21 protein-coding genes are annotated in these 17,935 nt (G+C 42.5%); 9 read left to right on the top strand and 12 right to left on the bottom strand.

Annotated elements, in window-relative coordinates:
• The first annotated feature begins 31 nt into the window (after window positions 1–31).
• The 5 genes from C8D97_RS16430 (at window position 32) to C8D97_RS16410 (ending at window position 5,284) form a co-directional block, all read left to right on the top strand.
• Window positions 32–1,738 (top strand): acyl-CoA dehydrogenase family protein, encoded by a 1,707-nt coding sequence (locus C8D97_RS16430; RefSeq protein WP_109764895.1) that lies wholly within the window; start codon window positions 32–34, stop codon window positions 1,736–1,738.
• A 498-nt stretch (window positions 1,739–2,236) separates the two neighbouring features.
• The gene (locus tag C8D97_RS16425; protein ID WP_109764894.1) at window positions 2,237–3,163 is read left to right on the top strand and encodes a carbamate kinase; all 927 of its coding nucleotides are present in this window, start codon (window positions 2,237–2,239) and stop codon (window positions 3,161–3,163) included.
• A gap of 78 nt (window positions 3,164–3,241) precedes the next feature.
• Window positions 3,242–3,874 carry a cysteine hydrolase family protein gene (locus C8D97_RS16420; protein ID WP_109764893.1) on the top strand — a complete coding sequence of 211 codons (633 nt, stop codon included), beginning with the start codon at window positions 3,242–3,244 and terminating at the stop codon, window positions 3,872–3,874.
• A gap of 18 nt (window positions 3,875–3,892) precedes the next feature.
• Window positions 3,893–4,120, top strand: a complete 228-nt coding sequence (chaB, locus tag C8D97_RS16415; RefSeq protein ID WP_109764892.1) for a putative cation transport regulator ChaB — start codon at window positions 3,893–3,895, stop codon at window positions 4,118–4,120.
• A 477-nt stretch (window positions 4,121–4,597) separates the two neighbouring features.
• Window positions 4,598–5,284 carry a DUF5666 domain-containing protein gene (locus C8D97_RS16410; protein WP_109764891.1) on the top strand — a complete coding sequence of 229 codons (687 nt, stop codon included), beginning with the start codon at window positions 4,598–4,600 and terminating at the stop codon, window positions 5,282–5,284.
• Between the two features lie 223 nt (window positions 5,285–5,507).
• Here the strand turns inward: C8D97_RS16410 and C8D97_RS16405 are convergent, their stop codons facing one another.
• From C8D97_RS16405 to C8D97_RS16390, 4 genes are all read right to left on the bottom strand, one after another.
• The gene (locus tag C8D97_RS16405; RefSeq protein ID WP_109764890.1) at window positions 5,508–6,182 is read right to left on the bottom strand and encodes an SDR family oxidoreductase; all 675 of its coding nucleotides are present in this window, start codon (window positions 6,180–6,182) and stop codon (window positions 5,508–5,510) included.
• A 75-nt stretch (window positions 6,183–6,257) separates the two neighbouring features.
• The gene (locus C8D97_RS16400; RefSeq protein WP_109764889.1) at window positions 6,258–7,688 is read right to left on the bottom strand and encodes a sigma-54-dependent transcriptional regulator; all 1,431 of its coding nucleotides are present in this window, start codon (window positions 7,686–7,688) and stop codon (window positions 6,258–6,260) included.
• A gap of 21 nt (window positions 7,689–7,709) precedes the next feature.
• On the bottom strand, window positions 7,710–8,189 hold the full coding sequence (locus C8D97_RS16395) for a hypothetical protein (RefSeq protein ID WP_109764888.1): 480 nt from the start codon (window positions 8,187–8,189) through the stop codon (window positions 7,710–7,712).
• Window positions 8,186–9,943: an ATP-binding protein gene (locus C8D97_RS16390; protein ID WP_109764887.1), complete on the bottom strand. Its 1,758-nt coding sequence runs from the start codon at window positions 9,941–9,943 to the stop codon at window positions 8,186–8,188. The genes C8D97_RS16395 and C8D97_RS16390 overlap by 4 nt, the downstream gene beginning before the upstream one ends.
• Window positions 9,944–10,239: 296 nt before the next feature.
• On the opposite strand from C8D97_RS16390, the gene C8D97_RS16385 reads away from it, so the two are divergent.
• From C8D97_RS16385 to C8D97_RS16375, 3 genes are all read left to right on the top strand, one after another.
• Window positions 10,240–10,497, top strand: coding sequence for an EF-hand domain-containing protein (locus C8D97_RS16385; RefSeq protein WP_109764958.1), 258 nt, complete (start codon window positions 10,240–10,242; stop codon window positions 10,495–10,497).
• A 62-nt stretch (window positions 10,498–10,559) separates the two neighbouring features.
• The gene (locus tag C8D97_RS16380) at window positions 10,560–10,928 is read left to right on the top strand and encodes a BON domain-containing protein (protein ID WP_109764886.1); all 369 of its coding nucleotides are present in this window, start codon (window positions 10,560–10,562) and stop codon (window positions 10,926–10,928) included.
• 41 nt (window positions 10,929–10,969) lie between these two features.
• Window positions 10,970–11,503, top strand: a complete 534-nt coding sequence (locus C8D97_RS16375; protein ID WP_109764885.1) for an OmpA family protein — start codon at window positions 10,970–10,972, stop codon at window positions 11,501–11,503.
• Between the two features lie 245 nt (window positions 11,504–11,748).
• On the opposite strand, the gene alaC is transcribed toward C8D97_RS16375, so the two are convergent.
• Complete coding sequence (alaC, locus tag C8D97_RS16370) at window positions 11,749–12,939, bottom strand: alanine transaminase (protein WP_109764884.1); 1,191 nt, start codon at window positions 12,937–12,939, stop codon at window positions 11,749–11,751.
• Between the two features lie 338 nt (window positions 12,940–13,277).
• Here alaC and C8D97_RS16365 point away from each other — a divergent pair, with 338 nt between their 5' ends.
• Window positions 13,278–14,069 (top strand): hypothetical protein, encoded by a 792-nt coding sequence (locus C8D97_RS16365; RefSeq protein WP_109764883.1) that lies wholly within the window; start codon window positions 13,278–13,280, stop codon window positions 14,067–14,069.
• A gap of 241 nt (window positions 14,070–14,310) precedes the next feature.
• On the opposite strand, the gene C8D97_RS16360 is transcribed toward C8D97_RS16365, so the two are convergent.
• From C8D97_RS16360 to C8D97_RS16330, 7 genes are all read right to left on the bottom strand, one after another.
• Complete coding sequence (locus C8D97_RS16360) at window positions 14,311–14,706, bottom strand: toxin-antitoxin system YwqK family antitoxin (protein ID WP_109764882.1); 396 nt, start codon at window positions 14,704–14,706, stop codon at window positions 14,311–14,313.
• Between the two features lie 211 nt (window positions 14,707–14,917).
• Window positions 14,918–15,118: a glycine zipper domain-containing protein gene (locus C8D97_RS16355; protein WP_109764881.1), complete on the bottom strand. Its 201-nt coding sequence runs from the start codon at window positions 15,116–15,118 to the stop codon at window positions 14,918–14,920.
• Window positions 15,119–15,282: 164 nt separating this feature from the next.
• Window positions 15,283–15,645: a hypothetical protein gene (locus C8D97_RS16350; RefSeq protein ID WP_109764880.1), complete on the bottom strand. Its 363-nt coding sequence runs from the start codon at window positions 15,643–15,645 to the stop codon at window positions 15,283–15,285.
• Window positions 15,646–15,706: 61 nt separating this feature from the next.
• Window positions 15,707–16,093 (bottom strand): hypothetical protein, encoded by a 387-nt coding sequence (locus C8D97_RS16345; RefSeq protein ID WP_109764879.1) that lies wholly within the window; start codon window positions 16,091–16,093, stop codon window positions 15,707–15,709.
• Between the two features lie 67 nt (window positions 16,094–16,160).
• Window positions 16,161–16,478: a membrane protein insertion efficiency factor YidD gene (gene yidD, locus C8D97_RS18615; RefSeq protein ID WP_109764878.1), complete on the bottom strand. Its 318-nt coding sequence runs from the start codon at window positions 16,476–16,478 to the stop codon at window positions 16,161–16,163.
• Between the two features lie 83 nt (window positions 16,479–16,561).
• Window positions 16,562–16,990, bottom strand: coding sequence for a hypothetical protein (locus C8D97_RS16335; protein ID WP_109764877.1), 429 nt, complete (start codon window positions 16,988–16,990; stop codon window positions 16,562–16,564).
• Window positions 16,991–17,052: 62 nt separating this feature from the next.
• Window positions 17,053–17,577, bottom strand: coding sequence for a hypothetical protein (locus C8D97_RS16330; protein WP_109764876.1), 525 nt, complete (start codon window positions 17,575–17,577; stop codon window positions 17,053–17,055).
• Window positions 17,578–17,935: the final 358 nt, after the last annotated feature.

Here is a 17,935-nt window from a genome sequence, read left to right as displayed (position 1 = left end):
CCATCGACACAATGACGCTAAGGTTTTTATTATGGCACATTCACATTCGCACAACGACTCGCCCAATGGAGCATCCAATAGTGAGTCTAATAACGCTGAAACCCATCGGGTGTTTAATCAACCTACGCCGCTAGAAAACCATAATGCTTACCGGTCGGACAAGGTGCTGCAACATTATGTGGCGGTGTTCGGGGGTGATCCCAATAAAGACATACTATCAAATTATGGGGCCTTAGTGGGGGGTGAATTATTAACCGCAGGCTTCGCCGCCAATGCCAATAAACCCGAGCTGCAAACCCACGACCGCTTTGGTCATCGTATCGATCAGGTGAATTATCATCCGGCGTATCATCAGTTGATGTCGTCAGCCATTGCTGCCGGTCATCATGCCCTGCCATGGCAAAATACAGCATCGGGCGCACAGGTCATACGTGCCGCCGTTGAATACCTGCACACTCAGGCCGATCCCGGGTCAGGCTGCCCACTAACCATGACCTTTGCCTCGGTACCGGCCATAAAACAGCAGCCAGAAATTGCCAAAGTCTGGCTACCAAAAATATTAAGCAATCAATATGACGGACGTAATGTGCCCTACTATGAAAAATCCGGCGTCACCATTGGCATGGCAATGACCGAAAAACAGGGCGGCTCCGATGTTCGCGCGAATACTACGCGCGCTATACCAATATCAAAGCCCGGTGCCGGACAAGAATATGAAATTACCGGTCATAAATGGTTTTGCTCCGCGCCCATGTGCGATGCCTTTTTGGTGCTGGCGCAAACAGAACAGGGCTTGTCTTGCTTTTTGCTGCCACGCTGGCGACCCGATGGCGATAAAAACACCATGTTTATTCAGCGGCTAAAAAACAAAATGGGAAATGTTTCCAATGCGTCTTCGGAAGTTGAATTTCGCTCGGCATTTGCCTGGATGATAGGCGAGCCTGGGCGGGGTGTTCGAACCATTTTAGAAATGGTCGCCATGACGCGCTACGATTGCATGATTGGTTCAGCCTCAATTATGGGGCTGGCCACTGCACAGGCGATTCATCACACTGGCGGCCGCGAAGCTTTCGGCAAATCATTACACGAACAGCCATTGATGCAAAATGTACTTGCGGATCTGGCAATAGAATCGGAAGCAGCGCTGGCGATAAGTTTTCGCTTAAGTAAAGCGTTAGAAAATATCAACGAAACACATGAAAAAAATCTATTTCGACTGGGCACAGCACTCGGAAAATACTGGATTTGTAAACGCGCCGCGCAACATACCGCAGAAGCCATGGAATGCATTGGCGGTGTCGCCGTGGTGGAAGACAATGTCCTTGCGCGCCTTTATCGCGAGTCACCGGTTAATGCAATCTGGGAAGGGTCCGGCAATATTCAATGCCTCGATGTGGCACGGGCTATTATTAAAGAGCCTGAAATTATCAACAGCTTTTATCACGAGCTTGAAAAAGCAACCAGTCAATACGACATATTTGATTCACAACTTAAAAACTTAAAACAACAACTGACGATTAAACAAGACAGTGTTCAGTTTGATGAATCTCAACTGCGACGACTGACCGAGTCCATGGCGAAACTGTGGCAGGCGTCAACACTAATACAGTATTCCACAAACGATGTTGCTAAAGCATTCTGCAATAACCGATTGCAAAACACCAACTTAATGCTTGGTTGTCTTGATGATAACACCGACTTCAATGCTATTATTCAACGGGCAAAGCCTCATGTGTGACAATCATTTCATTTGCACTTAACTTGTAATTTCCTCGGTGCGCAAAATGCGCACCCTACCAAATCATCTCACGTAGGGTTTGCACAGCTTTTTGTGCGGACAAAAATGATTGTAAAACCTTAACTATCTCTATTTAAATTCGCTGCGCAACATGCGCACCCTACCAAATCATCCCACGTAGGGTTTGCACAGCTTTTTGTGCGAACCAAAATGATTGAAAAACCTTAACTATCTCTATTTAAATTCGGTGCGCAACATGCGCACCCTACCAAATCATCTTACGTAGGATTTGCACGACTTTTTGTGCGAACCAATACGATTGTTAAACCTTAACTATTTCTATTTAAATTCGGTGCGCAACATGCGCACCCTACCAAATCATCCCATGTAGGGTTTGCACGGCTTTTTTGTGCGAACCGACACAAATGTAAAGTCTTAATCATCATTCGCAATTTTCAATAAACTTTTCTATCCTTAACATTCAATAAGGAGGTAATTATGCGGGTGCTGGTCGCGCTTGGCGGCAATGCTCTCAGTTTAAAAAATGAACCTATTACCGCGCAAAATCAACGTAAGCGTGTCAAACAGGCCGTGGCGCCTTTGGCAAAGATTGCACAGCAGCATGAATTAATTATTACCCACGGTAATGGCCCTCAAGTGGGCCTATTGGCACAACAAAGTCTTGCTAATCAATCATCCGATCAATCTAACCAATCTACTAAAGCGCCCTTTCCACTGGATGTATTAAACGCAGAAACCGAAGGCATGATCGGTTATTTAATTGAGCAGGAGTTGATCAATCAATTACCTGAAAACCGGCGTACGGCGTCATTGTTAACCATGGTGCAGGTCGATGCTAACGACAAGGCTTTTTCTGAACCGGACAAGCCTGTTGGTCCCAGTTATCAGTTTGAGCAAAAACAGTCGTTAGAAGATAAAAACAACTGGTCGTTTAAATCGAAAGATAATGAATGGCAACGAGTTGTACCCTCGCCAGAGCCAGAAGATATATTGCAATCACCGGCGATAGAAACCTTACTGCTAAATGATACCGTGGTTATTTGTTCCGGCGGTGGCGGTATTCCCGTCAGCCGTAGCGACAATGGCCTTATTGGCGTAGAGGCGGTTATCGATAAAGATAAAACCAGTGCGCTACTGGCCATTAAACTGAAGGTGGATCGTTTTATCATTGCCACCAAAACCGATGGCGTTTATCGTAACTGGCAAAGTGAAACATCAGAAAAAATAAAAAACATTACCATTAAACAGTTACAAGCCATGCAATTTGAGTCTGGCACCATGGCACCCAAAATAGCTGCTGCAATCCGGTTTGTTAAACAACGCCAGCAACCTGCTGTAATTGGCTCGTTGGATGAACTGGATAAAATGATGAATTTTAATGCTGGCACAAAAATTGTTTGTTGATAACTTAATTCATCAATGCTCGATAAAAAATAATAATTGACCGACACAATATCTCTGGAGATTAAAAACATACAGGTTATGAATAAAAAATCCGCCCTGCTGAGTATCGATCTTCAGTACCTTGGTGCTATTGAAGGATACGGTATTTTTGAAAATCATCGAAAATCCGGTATCTCGGAAGACGCCATCGAGTATTACCTAGATCGGGTCTGGAAAACCGTTATTCCTAATGTAAAAAAAATGCAACAGTTTTACCGGCAAAAAGGCTGGGAAGTTATCCACGCGCGCATACAATCACTCACCGACGATGGCCGGGACAGAAGCCCGGAACATAAACGGCTTGGTTTGCACGCTGCGCCAGGCTCAAAACTGGCAAGCTTTCTACCTGATGTTGCACCAATCAATGATGAAATCATTATCAATAAAACCGCCAGTGGTATTTTTGCGGCTTCCAATATTCATTATGTTCTGCAAAACCTCGGTATTAGCGATTTAGTGGTCGCAGGCGTTTATACCAATGAGTGCGTCAGCAGTGCAGTACGTGGTGCGAGCGACCTGGGTTATTCAGTAACGCTGGTGTCCGATGCAACCGCCGCAATTTCGCCAGAACTTCATAGAGCCACCATTCTGACCACTAAAGGTCGCTACGCCAAAGTATTAACCACCAATGAAGTATTGGCCGAGCACACAGACAATCCACCGGACAAATAAATCAGGAGGATATTTTATATGCCTTATCAATCACTCAGCGAATTGCCTGACTCCGTTAGTGACAACCTGCCGAAACACGCGCAGGAAATTTATAAAGAAGCCTTTAACAGCGCCTGGGATGAATATAAAGATAAGGATGATCGCAAAGGCGATGACAGCCGCGAAACCGTGGCGCATAAAGTTGCCTGGTCGGCGGTAAAACAAAGCTACGAAAAAAATGATAACGATTGCTGGGTTAAAAAATAATTGTGCGAATACTACACCATCAAACTAATCGGCAGATGCATTAATCACTGCTTTAAACTGCAAATGTGACAATAAAACAAGCGGTTTAAATCAACGGTTTATTCTGTGGATTTGCACCAAAACAGATTAAAGCCATTCATATTCACTTACCTGGCTTAGCCACTTACAGCAGGTTTCTACATTGGCATTTTGATTGCTCTGACTCAGATAGAGAGCTCTCAGTGAACAGAGAGTTCAGAGTGAACAGCTGACACATTCAGCTGATTAGCAAAACCCTTAAGTTAGCACTACTCTGGTTTGAACATGATTTTAAAACCATTGATTAAGCCTGTCACTAAAGGGTTATGCGATGAATACAATCTTTTAAATATTACTTGTAAAAGGTTTGTATTCACGACCAAAGTAAGTCAATGTGTTTTATTACTTTGTTTGTCGGTCACAGTTCATATTTTCGTTAACAATGAGAAGGAGTGAACCATGACAATGCAACGATATAAAAAACACTTTAACCCTACATCTACATTCAAAATATTAACCGCAGCTATTGCTGGCAGTTTTGCAGTCAGTGCCATAGCAGCCGATCCAGAAATACGCCCCGATGACAGCTGGATCACCATAAATGGTAAAGTGACATCAACCACGCCCAATACATTTTTACTCGACTATGGTGATGGAAAAATTCGAGTCGAAATGGATGACTGGGATTGGTTTAAAGAAGGTAAAACTATTTTGGTTGGCGATTATGTAACCGTTAACGGCATTGTCGATGATGGGTTATATGAAGCCAAAACCATTGAAGCCGATAGCGTTTACGTAGAAGGACTCAACACTTACTTTTACGCCAGCGCAGCCGATGAAGAGTCACTCAACTTTAATCTGGTATACCCGACCAGCGTAGCGCCAGATATCGAAGTGACCGGTGAAATAACCGAAGTGAACGGCCGTGAATTTACCGTTGACATGGGTAAGTCCGATATCACCGTAGATACCCGCAAACTGAGTTACAACCCGCTGGACAACAAAGGCTTCCAGCGCCTCGATACTGGCGATGTGGTTAAAGTTTCCGGCGAAATGGATTACGATGTGTTTGAAGAGAAAGAAATTGTCGCCGATAGAATAATAACGCTGGTTCAAGATGTCGGTAAATCCAGCTCCATGCGATAAATAATCAAGCGCGGGAATATAAATTTAACCACAACAACAGTTGCTTAATTGCGGTTAAAGCCAGAGCTTCTAATATTGAAGCTCTGGCTTTTTATTTTCAAACTCAGCTTACATCAGTTAATCAGCCAATAGGCTTTAATACTTTAATAATTAATACTTTGCTAATAATGACTTTGCTAATAAATATTTTTTACACCGCTACCAACCCATCGTAAAAAGTATTTTAATAAGATGGCATTAAATAAATTTCTCTTACAGTATTTCGCGGATTTGCACTCGCAGCATAGAGCACCGCTTCAGCAACATCATCAGGATCAAGCTTATCGGTCTTAGGCTCATCGAAAAAAGGTGTGTTAACCATACCTGGAGCAATCGTGGTGCAGCGTCCATTCCATTCTTTCATTTCTTCCGCTAAATTATTGGCAAATCCGTGTACAAACCACTTGGTTGCCCCATAAATGGAACCTTTTATGGTGTTGCGTCCGGCAGCCGATCCCATCATCATAAAATGACCGGTGCTGTTGCGTAAATACGGCAAGGTTAATTTAGCAGTGTATAACAGAGCGTTTATATTTAAGTTAATCATGTCATCCCACTCTTTGACATCGCCTTGCTCTGTACCGGGTTGTGATACGCCCGCACCAGCATTGGCAAATGCAACATCAAGGCGACCAAACTTATTAACCCCTGACTCCACAACCTTTTTTAACGCTTCAAAATCGGTAACATCTGCGGCTATAGCAATCGCATTGTCATCCCCAAACTCAGAAACCATTTGCTGCAGTACCTTTTCACGCCGAGCAGTCAAAATCAGCTTATAGTTTTGCTCCGCCGCTTTTCGAGCGGTCGCCTCTCCAATACCACTGGATGCACCGGTAATTAACATAACTTTTGACATATGTTACTCCTGTTAGATTTAAATACTTTTTGTACCTAGCGTTATTATCATCGCAACATTTAATGACACAAGCTGTCAACTTTCATCCGATGAAAACTTATACCGATCGACATCAATACCATGTCGTTTAACTATTTTATAAAAGTCGGAGCGATTTCTTCCGGCAATTTCGGCAGCTTCCGGGATATTGCCATCGGTAAGTTTTAACAGGTGTTTCACGTAGTCTTTTTCGAAGTGTTGTTTGGCTTCCGTTAACGGCGACACTTGTTGCGATTGTGTCGGCAAACTATTGGCAACCAGCGTTTCTGAAATCACCTGACCGGGGCAAAGCGCAACCGTTTTTTCCACCAAATTTTGCAGTTGCCGAATATTGCCCGGCCAGTGATATTGCATGGCGAGTTTCATAGCTTCCGTTGCGAATTTTTTTAACGGCTTGTCTGTTTTATTGGCAATATTTTTTAAGAAGTGGTTAATCAATAAAGGAATGTCTTCTTTTCGTTCACTTAAAGGTGGTAACTGTAAACTCACTACATTTAATCGATAATAGAGATCTTCCCGAAACTTTCCGTCGGCAATCGATTGCTCAAGTTTTTGATGGGTCGCTGCGATAACGCGAAGATTAACACTAATTTGTTGACCACTGCCCAGAGGCCTGACTTTTTCTTCCTGCAACACTCGTAATAATTTTACTTGCAGCGACATCGGCATATCGCCAATTTCATCCAGAAATAACGTGCCGCCGTTCGACTGCACAAATAAACCATCGTAATCTTTTGTCGCTCCGGTAAATGCACCTTTGCGATAACCGAACAATTCCGACTCCAATAATTCCGCCGGAATTGCACCGCAGTTAATGGGCACAAATGGACCTTCGCAGCGAGGGCTACTGTTGTGGATGGCTTCGGCGACAAGTTCTTTACCGGTGCCACTTTCACCCAGCACCAGCACACTAACATCACTGTTTGCGACCAATTGCGCCTGTTCCATTAACTCAAACATTTTCGCGCTTCGGGTAATTATCGAATCGCACCAGGTTGATTGCTCCTCCTGCTCGTTACCATTAATTTTGCAAGCCTGCTCAAGACTGGAAAACAACTCCTGCTTATTAATGGGTTTGGTGAGAAACGCAAACACTCCTTTTTGTGCGGCTAAAACGGCATCGGGAATAGAACCGTGCGCGGTTAAAATAATAACCGGTAACACCGGGCGAACCTGATGAATTTTTTCCAGTAAGGCCAGGCCATCCATACCATCCATTTTTAAATCGCTGATAACCGCAGCCGGCGAAATTTGCTCCAACATATCCAGAGCCTGTTCGCCCGACTCGGCGCAGTGCACCTGATAACCTTCGGCCTGCAAGCGCATTTCAATTAATTGCAATAAGCCTCTGTCATCATCCACTACCAGCACCGATTTTCCTGACGTGCCATTTTGAGACGATGAAGTCTTCGATGCTTTCTTAGTTATCTGACTGGATAATGGATCGACTGTATCGGATTGCGACATATTCATTTTCCTAACGGGGCTTTATCGTTCTCGGGACTCAAGGTCCTGTTCAATTCGGGTTAGTGCTTCAATGGTTTTATTGAGTTGATCGATGGTTTGCTGCTTTTGCTCAACACTGTTGTTTAATGCATTAAGCTGCGCACTCATCAGTGCAAACAAAGCTTTATAATCGCTCGGCCATTTATCCTGCTTTTTTAATTTAACCAGTTGATTTTTTAATATGCCTGGCGTCATATCCGGCCGACAACTGGCAATAATAAGTCGTTCCAGTTCGGCCCAGCGCTTTTCAATGGTTCGATATTGTTGCAACCATTGTTCCTGTTTATCAGCATCGCTCTGACATATCTGACTGCGATACAACAAGACCTCGGAGAGTTCTGGCAGTGATTGTTCGCTTTGCATTAACGGCGTTGCAAAGTGATTACCACTGTTGTTTCGCTGTGACTGACAGGCGGTTAATACCAGAATACTCAGTATTAGCATTATTTTTATCGCATTCATATATAGCTTCCTTTTTCAGGAAAAGTTAATTCAAATCGAGTGCCTTGACCGGGTTTAGAGTCAACGCTAATTTTTCCGTGCAACGAGTTTACACATTCTTTCACAATGGCAAGGCCAATACCGGTACCTTTAATCGGCCCCGTTCTTTTTGAACGGCCCTGAAAGAAAGGTTCAAATATTTGTTTTACTTCATCCTCTTCAATGCCAAACCCATTGTCTTCAACAATAAGACACCAGGACGACGCATTAATTTCCACTTTAATATCAATGGTGACGTCATTCCCGGAATAATAAACCGCATTGGACAATAAGTTTTTCAGTACCATTTCTATTCTTTGCTGATCGGTTAACACCGTCGTTTGCTCCGAAGGCAAGTTCCAGGTAACCGTTTTACGTTCAAAAGATAATTGGCTTACCACCTTATCGGTTAACTGATTAATATTGGTTTCTGTAAACTGAACCGGATGTTTGGTAACCACAGCATTGTAATTGAGCAGCTGCTGGATAAGGGTGTTCAAGGTCTCGGTATTGTTCATCAAAATGGACAATACTTTTGACTGTCGCTCATTTATCTCGCCTGGGACACCATCGGATAATAACGATGCGGCTTCAATAATGGCTGACAGGGGCGTTTTTAATTCGTGCGTAACGTGTTGCAAAAACAACTGCTTTTGCCGATCGGTACTGTTCAGTTTTCGGCGCATCCACTCCAGCCGCTGCCCCAGTACCATCAAATCAATGGGGCCTTCAATATTAATGCTTTGCTGCCAGCGGCCTCGTCCCAGTTGATTAATCGCATTACTTAGCGCATGAATCGGCCGGATAATGGTGCGGGAACTGATCATAAACAACAGAATTGAAAGTGGAATAATCAGCCCGCCTAACAATAAAATCAGTTGCTCCGCATCTTTAAGATGTCGCTCGGTTTGTTGAAGGTGATTGGTAATGGTGTCTTGAACCAGCACATCAATCACCGCCAGCTTTTTGAAATAATCTTTAAAAAGCGCTTCGACCGATGGCGTCTGTTTTGTTTGCTCATTTAACGAAGTTTTTGTATTAGCGGATTCTGAAACATTCGACCTTTGAGATTCCGTGTTACTGGCAGAGCCCTTGTTTCCAGAAACCCGATCATTATTTCCAGACACCGGGTCTTTGTTTCCTGACCTGTCTTTGTTTTCAATAAAAGATTTATGCGTCGATAGCTTTGAGTCGGCTATCGCTTTTTCATTTGTCTTATTTTCTGTTTCAGAGGCGGACTTGTTTTTATTATTTTGCTTACTGTTTGATGGCTCGCCATTCTTGCCGTTAGTTTTTACTTGCTGGTTGTTATTGCTGTTTTCCGACAATGCCGAATGACTATTCTCTGTCATTGCCCGAAGCTGCTGGTTTAAATAGGTTAATAGCTGCGTCATGCTCACTTTAACCTTGGGCTCAATCAGCGGGTTGGCTAACAAGCGATTCTGCGTTTCAACAAACGCGGTCAATCGGGTATTTAACAGTTGCAGTATTTTCTCGTCTTTTAACACCACGTATTGCCGTGCGGTTCGCTCCAGACCGTTAAGCTGCTCCGATAGCTGATAACTGGCCTGCTTTAACGCCAATACTTCCTGAGTACTGCGATACTGACTGCGGCTCTGACTGTCGATGGTCCAGATGGCATAAGCAACGGTTGCAGTAAACGGTAACAGCGACAACACCAACGAAATTGCCCAACGTTGCAAAATGGATAATCGACCAATCTTCCCTTTACTCATACGCCCTCACGGTTAACCCGATGCTGAATTGGATTGCCGGTTGCTATTTGGCAACACCTTAGATGATTGATTTACATAGGGTTTTAATAATTGCAGCCATTCTAGTTGCCTTTTTGCAACGAAAACAGTAACCCCATCCCAGTTTTCTGGCTTTTTTCTAAATAATTTTTCTAACTCACCAGTAAAACAAACTTAACTTATTGATAATTAAATATTTTTCAAAGTTGGCACGGTATCTGTAATAACCAAGGTGAACCATTGTTAAGTTCACTTAAATAAATGAATAGGAGAAATCCATGAAAACATTACTACTGACAAGCTTATTTCTATCTGTTTCTGTTGTAGCCAATGCTGGTGATCTGGCTTCTGGCAAGAACGCAAAATCTAAAGCGCCAAGCTTTAAAACAATTGACAAGAATGTCGATGGCTCTATCTCTGCACAAGAAGCTCAAGTATTGCCACAACTTCAGGCAATGTTTGCAGAGTTTGACAAAGACAACAACAAAAAAATCAGCAAAGAAGAATACGCTCAGTTCGTTAAAGAAATCAAATAATCGTTCGAGCGCAAAGGGCACCCTGGGTGCCCTTACTCAATTTTTATGCGAGGTACACTATTATGAACAGTCGAATATTAACAGCAACGGGGCGCCCTTATGTAAGGGTAGAAATAAAAGGCTCAACCGCCATTATCTCTGGCATTGTATTTCACGAAAAACAAAAAAAGCAGGTTAATAGCACTGTTAAAAAATTCGACGGAGTGGACTCCATAAGAAATTATTTATGTGTGATTTCACCGTTTCGTCCTTTGGAAAAATTTATTACTCAACGACGACCTTCTGAAGAGTCGGACGATGATGTTCTTGTCACCATAACCAATAACACACAACAAAATGCTGCCAGCAGTCAGGTTATTTATCACGACACTCTGCATAGAGCGCATCACTTTTTTAATAATCAAAATAAAATGCATTCCATCAGCAAATAATAATCGTCAACACGCATTGACTATCAACTAAGGAAATTATAATGAAAACTATCTCTCTCACTTTAACGATGACAGCCTTACTGATCACCGGGTGTTCGTCTACCGACTCTCAAACGTCTTCGGCGATCACCGAAACCCGTCCGGTAGAAACTCAACAGCCTGAACCTGTGAAAGTTTCAAAACCGGTACAAGGCCCAACCAGTAAAATTCAGTTTGCGTTTGATTCCACTGAAATCAGCAGCATGGAAGCGGAAAAACTGGCCGAATGGATCGACTATTTAAATAAAGTTAATGCACAGGAAATTGCGTTGCATGGCCATGCCGATGAAGTGGGCAGCGAAAACTATAACTTTGATTTATCGAAAAGACGGGCAAAAGCGGTTGAAGCCAAATTAAATGAACTGCTGAACAACCCTATTACGATTAACTTGCACGCTTATGGTGAAACCCGACCAATTGTTAACAGCTCAAGCGAACTGATGCAGCGAAAAAATCGTCGCGTTGAAATTGAGTTGTTATCGGCTGATCCAACCAAGCAGAGTGCAGAAGTTACAGACTCGTCGAGCAACCGATAAACGTTTTTAATCAATCTTTTATCAGTTTTTTATCAATAATAAACCTCAACCAAGTGCGATGCTCATCGCCGATCAACCAAGGAGTTACCTCTCTGACTCAAGGAAGAGTCCCCCCCTATTTTCATCCCTATAGAATGGCACGCCCCCAATAGAATTACAGACATTGAATTATTTACTGAGACTTACAACTTAAATCCTATAACTTAAGACTTAAAACTTAAAGCTTAAAGCTTAAAGCTTTTTAATTATGATTTAAACGCACGTTGTATGCCTTTTAATGCCTGCTTTAATCGTTGCTCATTTTCAATTAACGCCAGACGCACATACTCATCACCATACTCGCCAAAACCTATGCCTGGCGATACTGCCACCTTGGCTTCTTTTAACAACCATTTAGAAAATTCCAGTGAGCCCATTTTACGATAGGCTTCTGGAATTTGCGCCCAGACAAACATGGTGGCTTTCGGTTTTTTCACTGGCCAACCGATTTTATTTAATCCATCACACAGCACATCACGCCGTGATTTGTAGCGCAGTCGTATTTCTTCAACACAATCCTGTGGGCCTTCCAAGGCGGCGATACCAGCAACCTGAATGGGTGTAAAAATACCGTAATCAAGATACGACTTTAATCTTGCAAGGGCTTTGATCAGTGTTGGATTACCGCAACAAAAACCGAGTCGCCAGCCGGCCATATTGTAACTTTTCGATAACGAATAGAATTCCACGGCCACGTCTTTCGCTCCGGGCACTTGCAATATGGAGGGCGCTTTATAGCCATCAAACACAATGTCGTGATAAGCCAGGTCGTGTACCACCCATATTTTATGCTGCTGAGCTATCGCGACAACGCGTTCAAAAAAGGCCAGATCCACCACATCGGTGGTTGGGTTGGCCGGAAAATTCAGCAATAACATTTTTGGCTTTGGCCAGGTCATTCGAAGGGTTTGCTCTACGCCTTCAAAAAAAGATTCGTGATCGGTCAATGGCACGTGCAATATTTCAGCACCGGCAATCACAAAACCGTAAGGATGAATCGGGTAGGCAGGGTTCGGCACAATCACCGAATCGCCGCGCTCCATAGTCGCCAGCGCCAGATGCGCCAGGCCCTCTTTCGAGCCAATGGTCACAATGGCTTCTGACTCGGGATCCAGATCAACATTAAAGTGTTGCTGATACCAGTTGGTGATAGCGCGGCGCAGGCGCGGAATGCCGCGCGACTGTGAATAACGGTGGGTGCGAGGATCCGCCGTCACTTCAATCATCTTATCGACAATATGCTGCGGGGTCGCCTGATCCGGATTACCCATACTCAAATCAATAATGTCTTCACCACGAGCTCGCGCGGCCTGCTTTAACTCACCAATAACGTTAAAGACGTAAGGGGGTAATCGTTTGATTCGTGGGAACTCTTGTTCATTAATCAATTGTTCCATATACGTTTGCTCCATAATATTTGCTGCGAAATTCTTGCGCCATAAATTCTGGCTCTGCCCCATAAACGCTTGTTCGAACAATTATTCTTCGCTTAATGGGGTATTGTTATCAATAGAAACAGGCTAATTCACTCTATTCTGTTGAGCCAATAGCTTCAGATGTATTTTTTAATATTATTAGCTATTTAGCAGCCACTTTTAAATAGCTGTTAGTTACTAGCCAATGCACATAAATGGCAAACTGAGAGTTTTTTGGCTTTGAGTACGCCAATTCAGCCTCAATTCAGTTTACTTTGCCTAATATGATCCACATCGTGGAAATAAAGAGGTAACAACTGATGAAAACCCTGCCACTGTTGCTGAGCGCTCTGCTGGGTCTAGCGCTCTCCATACCAACTGTTGAAGCCCGAGACTCTGGTGATCGGGAGCGCAAAGTACGCTCATCTCAAGGGCAAAAGCACTCCAATGCTCGGCAGCACCGAACCAAACCTGCGCACCGCGTTAATCAACGTGAGCAGCGCCATGTTCACCGTGCCGACCGAGACGACAGAAAGCCGTTTAACCGAATGTCGGATGATAGACGTTCAGACTTTCGAGACAGCAATGTTCGCAGCAGCAACGATACCCATTCGCAGCGCAGAAACCACACCACTCGAAATGAACGCGGTGCAGACAAGGACAAACACAACCGACGACACAGTACAGTTAATAATCGGCACAATCGCCATGATGATGGCAGAAAAGTAAGACACAGCCGTTCCAATCAAATTGCGCAGGATAGAAATCATCGACGTGAATGGAAAAAGAAACATCAACGTCATGCGGTTAAACAATATCGAAAGTTTGATAAGAAACGTCATGGCTGGCACCGGGATCGGTTAAGTCACTGGCGTAAAAAATACCATCGTGGGCATGCGTATCGTCATTATCATCACAATGGCTATTACTATCGTCCGTACCGTAATCATTACATTCGACTGGTCGCGCATTATCCATTATGGGTTTACGACTACTACTACGATTACTTAGACGATCACTACCACGATCATTATTGCCCGCACTGGCACTATCGAGCGGGTTGGGAAGAAGTCGCCTTTGGTATTGTGGTAGGCGCGCTAATAACCCACTAACTCAGAAGTTTGAATTTAATTAGAGCGCTCTTGTTAGGGTGCTCTATTAAAAATTCAGATAACGAACAAAACAATGATTCAACAGATTGCGGTCACCCTCAACTTTAAGCACCCACGGGGAATAATTAAGCAATGGAACTCATGGAACAATGGGACTTAAGTAAACAACCAAGACGACACAGAGGGTTGACCGCACCTTATCTTGAAGCAAGCACAATTAAAGCCACGCTCCTAGAGTCCGCTACTTGAAAGTTTGCGCCTTTAGAAGCTCACCTGCCTCATCGTAAACTTTCCAAACACCACTCTTCTTGCCGTGTATAAAACGTCCTTCGTCCCAGAGTTGACCATTGGGATGATAACGCTTCCATGCACCATGCTTCTGCTCTTCATCGTCGAAGCCACCGGTCGCCCGTGGTTCGCCAGTCTTGTAGAACCATTTCCACCGACCAACAATCTTTCCATCCTTAAAACTGCCAGAGGACTGCATCTGGCCATTATTGAGAAAATACTTCCACTTTCCTGATTTCTTTCCGTTGTCGAACTCACCCTGACAAGAGATAAGACCGTTCTTGAAGAAGAGTTTAAAAGGGCCATTCTTAGGATTACCGTCTTCATCGATCCCGGAGATGTCTTTCATTGCGTCGCGCTCCTGCTGAATTAACGATTAAGGTGGAGAGAAAGCGTATTTAATAGAAGTTAATTTAATAGATCATGCATCACTTATTCAACCAATAATATTAGATTCAATATTTCAACAAAATGGCTGTCACAGCTGAAGACAAACAACACTGTTTTTTTATAGCCAGCCGCACAACAGAATGTTTGATTTTGGCATATAACTTTGAATATTAGCGCTTTTCTTTTGATTTAGTAAAAGCCACACCGATGGCAATACCAAAACCAATACCTATTGGAAGGCCCATTGCAATATTGTCCATTGCTACTCCAAGTGCAGTACCCACTCCACTGCCAATGCTCATTCCCAACCCAATACCTAGGCCTATATTTGAGTTGTTATCTGATTTATTTGGATCTTTCGATTCAAACATCTTTATTCCTTCAATTATTTATTAATTCGATGCTATGTTTTTGAGAAATGTATAACTCATCGCATTTTCTAAAATGAAATGCACTAAGTTATGGATGTTTAATTTTCTCTGTAAATTCAGTTGACCGCGCCTTTTGAGGTGTTTAACAACGCTTTGTTAGAAATCTATATATTTATTCCTGTTAAAACAACAGGAAAATTACCATTTAAGTTATGTACACTAGAAAAGTAGCGGCACACTAGGGCTTGTAGTTTGTCAGGATTAGAACATGGCAATCCTTCGCTAATCATTCCACTACTTTCCTTCTTACAACCAATTCCTTCTGTATAACAAAACTTTTTAAACTTACTATTTTTTATAAAGCCAAGAAATCTTGGATCAGAATACTGCAGTTGTATATAACCCTCTTTTAAGACTAAAGTGAGATCTGCATATCTTTTAGAGCTTTGTACAATCAGAGACTTATAATCCCATTTAGGAGCCTTTTTCAACCTAACCAATAATGATGAAATACTTTCTTGCTTCATAAGTTTCTAACGCCTCAAGCAGAATGGCGTAGTTAGCATATGCTGCCTTGATTGGTTATGTTCATTTGACGATTTCAAAGAGCTTTCCATTTACATCAGCTTTGAAGTTATAATACTCTATGAAATCGTGTTTTGTTGATAATTCGATCTGACCTTCAAGACTACACTTATAAATAGTCATGACATCACTTTCAGGGCCGACATATGCGCGACCTTTCAGGTTGATAGAGTGCCTTCCCGACTTAGATACTTCAAGATCTATTACACCGTCACACCACATTCTATCTTCTAGATCTTCAAGCTTAATACGCCAAGTTAAAAACCACTCTAAATTAGAGGCTAGTTTACTTAAACTTAATTTATCATCCGAAAGATAATGCCCAATTTGAGAAGTTAGCCGTTCTACCATTTTCTCAATACTTGAATTTATTTTATCAAGGCTATCCATATACTCCCTTCACGAACATAACGCCGCCAGCAATTTATGGAGGTCAAACTGACTGGCCTTGTTAAGGCTAGCTAAGCGAAAAACAACAGGCATAACTTAGACCCTCTGCAATCCAGCATGCTTTGTCAGCGTCATCGTCTTGCTTTCTTTTCTCTCGCGGATTTTTCTTTCGTTCATTAAGCTCCATCGCAGCCTCATTGCACTCGCGAAATCTCCACCGCATTTTAGCAATACTCTTGATAAATCCATGTCTACGTAGATTATCTGCACAATAACTCGAACAAGAAGGACCATTATGCAGAACTCTATGCGCACAACGATACCCTTTCTTTGGCGAAATATATTTCTGATATAGGACTATTAAACAAAGTGCAATGTGTCTCATTATTGAGCCTTAACGCCAAGTGCAAACGAAAATTGCGAGCGACTTAGCGAAAAATTTGTCGTCTTGCCACGCTTGGTTAGGCTTTATGACGGTATCCACATTTCACCTATAGCTTTCCGCTGCAAATTTACTTCACCTGTAAATAGGTTCGATTTCGCCTTCTCATTGTAATAATTTACATCTTCAGAAATAACATTTAGTTTTACTGAAATTTCGTCTTCGGATAGAACTTTAATTGTTAAGTCTGCTTTAACTTCACAAGCGTGAAATGTTGTGTATACATAAACATTTGGCGGCTCATCATTGGGATTAGTTGAAATATCAATATTAGAGTTTTCAAGCGAACCATCTAATGGAAAGCCATCAAGTACAAACATATAGCAATCGGGAAAAGCATCCTCACCAATCACTTGCGTCTCAACCGACAGATATAGTTTTGAATCAACTTCGGCAAAACCACCCTTTTTGGTTTCAAATTCTATATCTCCATCTTGATGCTTCAGAACGAACATCGATACTCCTCTTAATGCCTAACGTCTAAAGCACGGACGCAGTTTTGCTGCGTCCTGTGCCTTTACTGGTTAGGCTCTTTGGCCATATTTAATAGCATGAACTTCGAATTTGGATCGCACTCTTTGTTGCACCACATACCCCACTGAGAATTACCATAATCAAAGAACTTAAAATCAAGCGACTTACCTGAACTAGAAGTGACATTAAGGGAGTAAACACTGGGCTTGCTCTCGGATGTATCAAAACCCTTTTCAAATAGATTCACTGATTCTTGAGCCTCTTTACCTGATAATTCGCCCATTTCTATCTTGATAAAGTATGATTCGTTAGCGAGTGGTTCTGGATTATCGCGGACCATTTGAGATGGAATCATTACAGGGCTATAGCTTCCAGGATTTGACCAAATCCAACCCTCTTTGTTTGTTATGATGTGGCCGTATGGTGTGCAGACTATTTGTCCCCACTTATTTAGCGGCTCTGGCAAAGACGTTACTGCTGAACTCGGAGTTCCTTTACAGTCTCCAACTGACTCTGCGTTAGCGTTTAATGAAATCAACACCATTACCACTACGGTCAAATATTTCATTGAAGTTCCTTTTTAGCCTAACAGTTGATTCTGACGCAACCTGAATTAAATACTAGCGCGTCTGTTTTTTATCTCGATTTAGCGAAGAGTATTCCAAATATTGTTTATATTCAATAATACCGAAAAGTAAATTTAACTCAATATACGAGAAAGCAGGCACTCAGCGTATGTAATCAATATAATATTTGCATCTGTTTCATTTTTCCTTCGAATTATTTAGCAATAAATTCAAGCAATTATATCAAAGGAATAAAATCAATCTGCGGGACATATATGAACACCTCCCAGATTGCAAGGGTAAACAATGATGAGGTATTGGTTGCTGACATATATCCGGCTTTTCATTTGACTGACTTGT

Source organism: Pleionea mediterranea, from assembly GCF_003148745.1.
GTDB lineage: Bacteria > Pseudomonadota > Gammaproteobacteria > Enterobacterales > Kangiellaceae > Pleionea > Pleionea mediterranea.
Note: the sequence above shows the minus strand (reverse complement) of the source record. Positions and strands in the feature narration are given on the sequence as shown.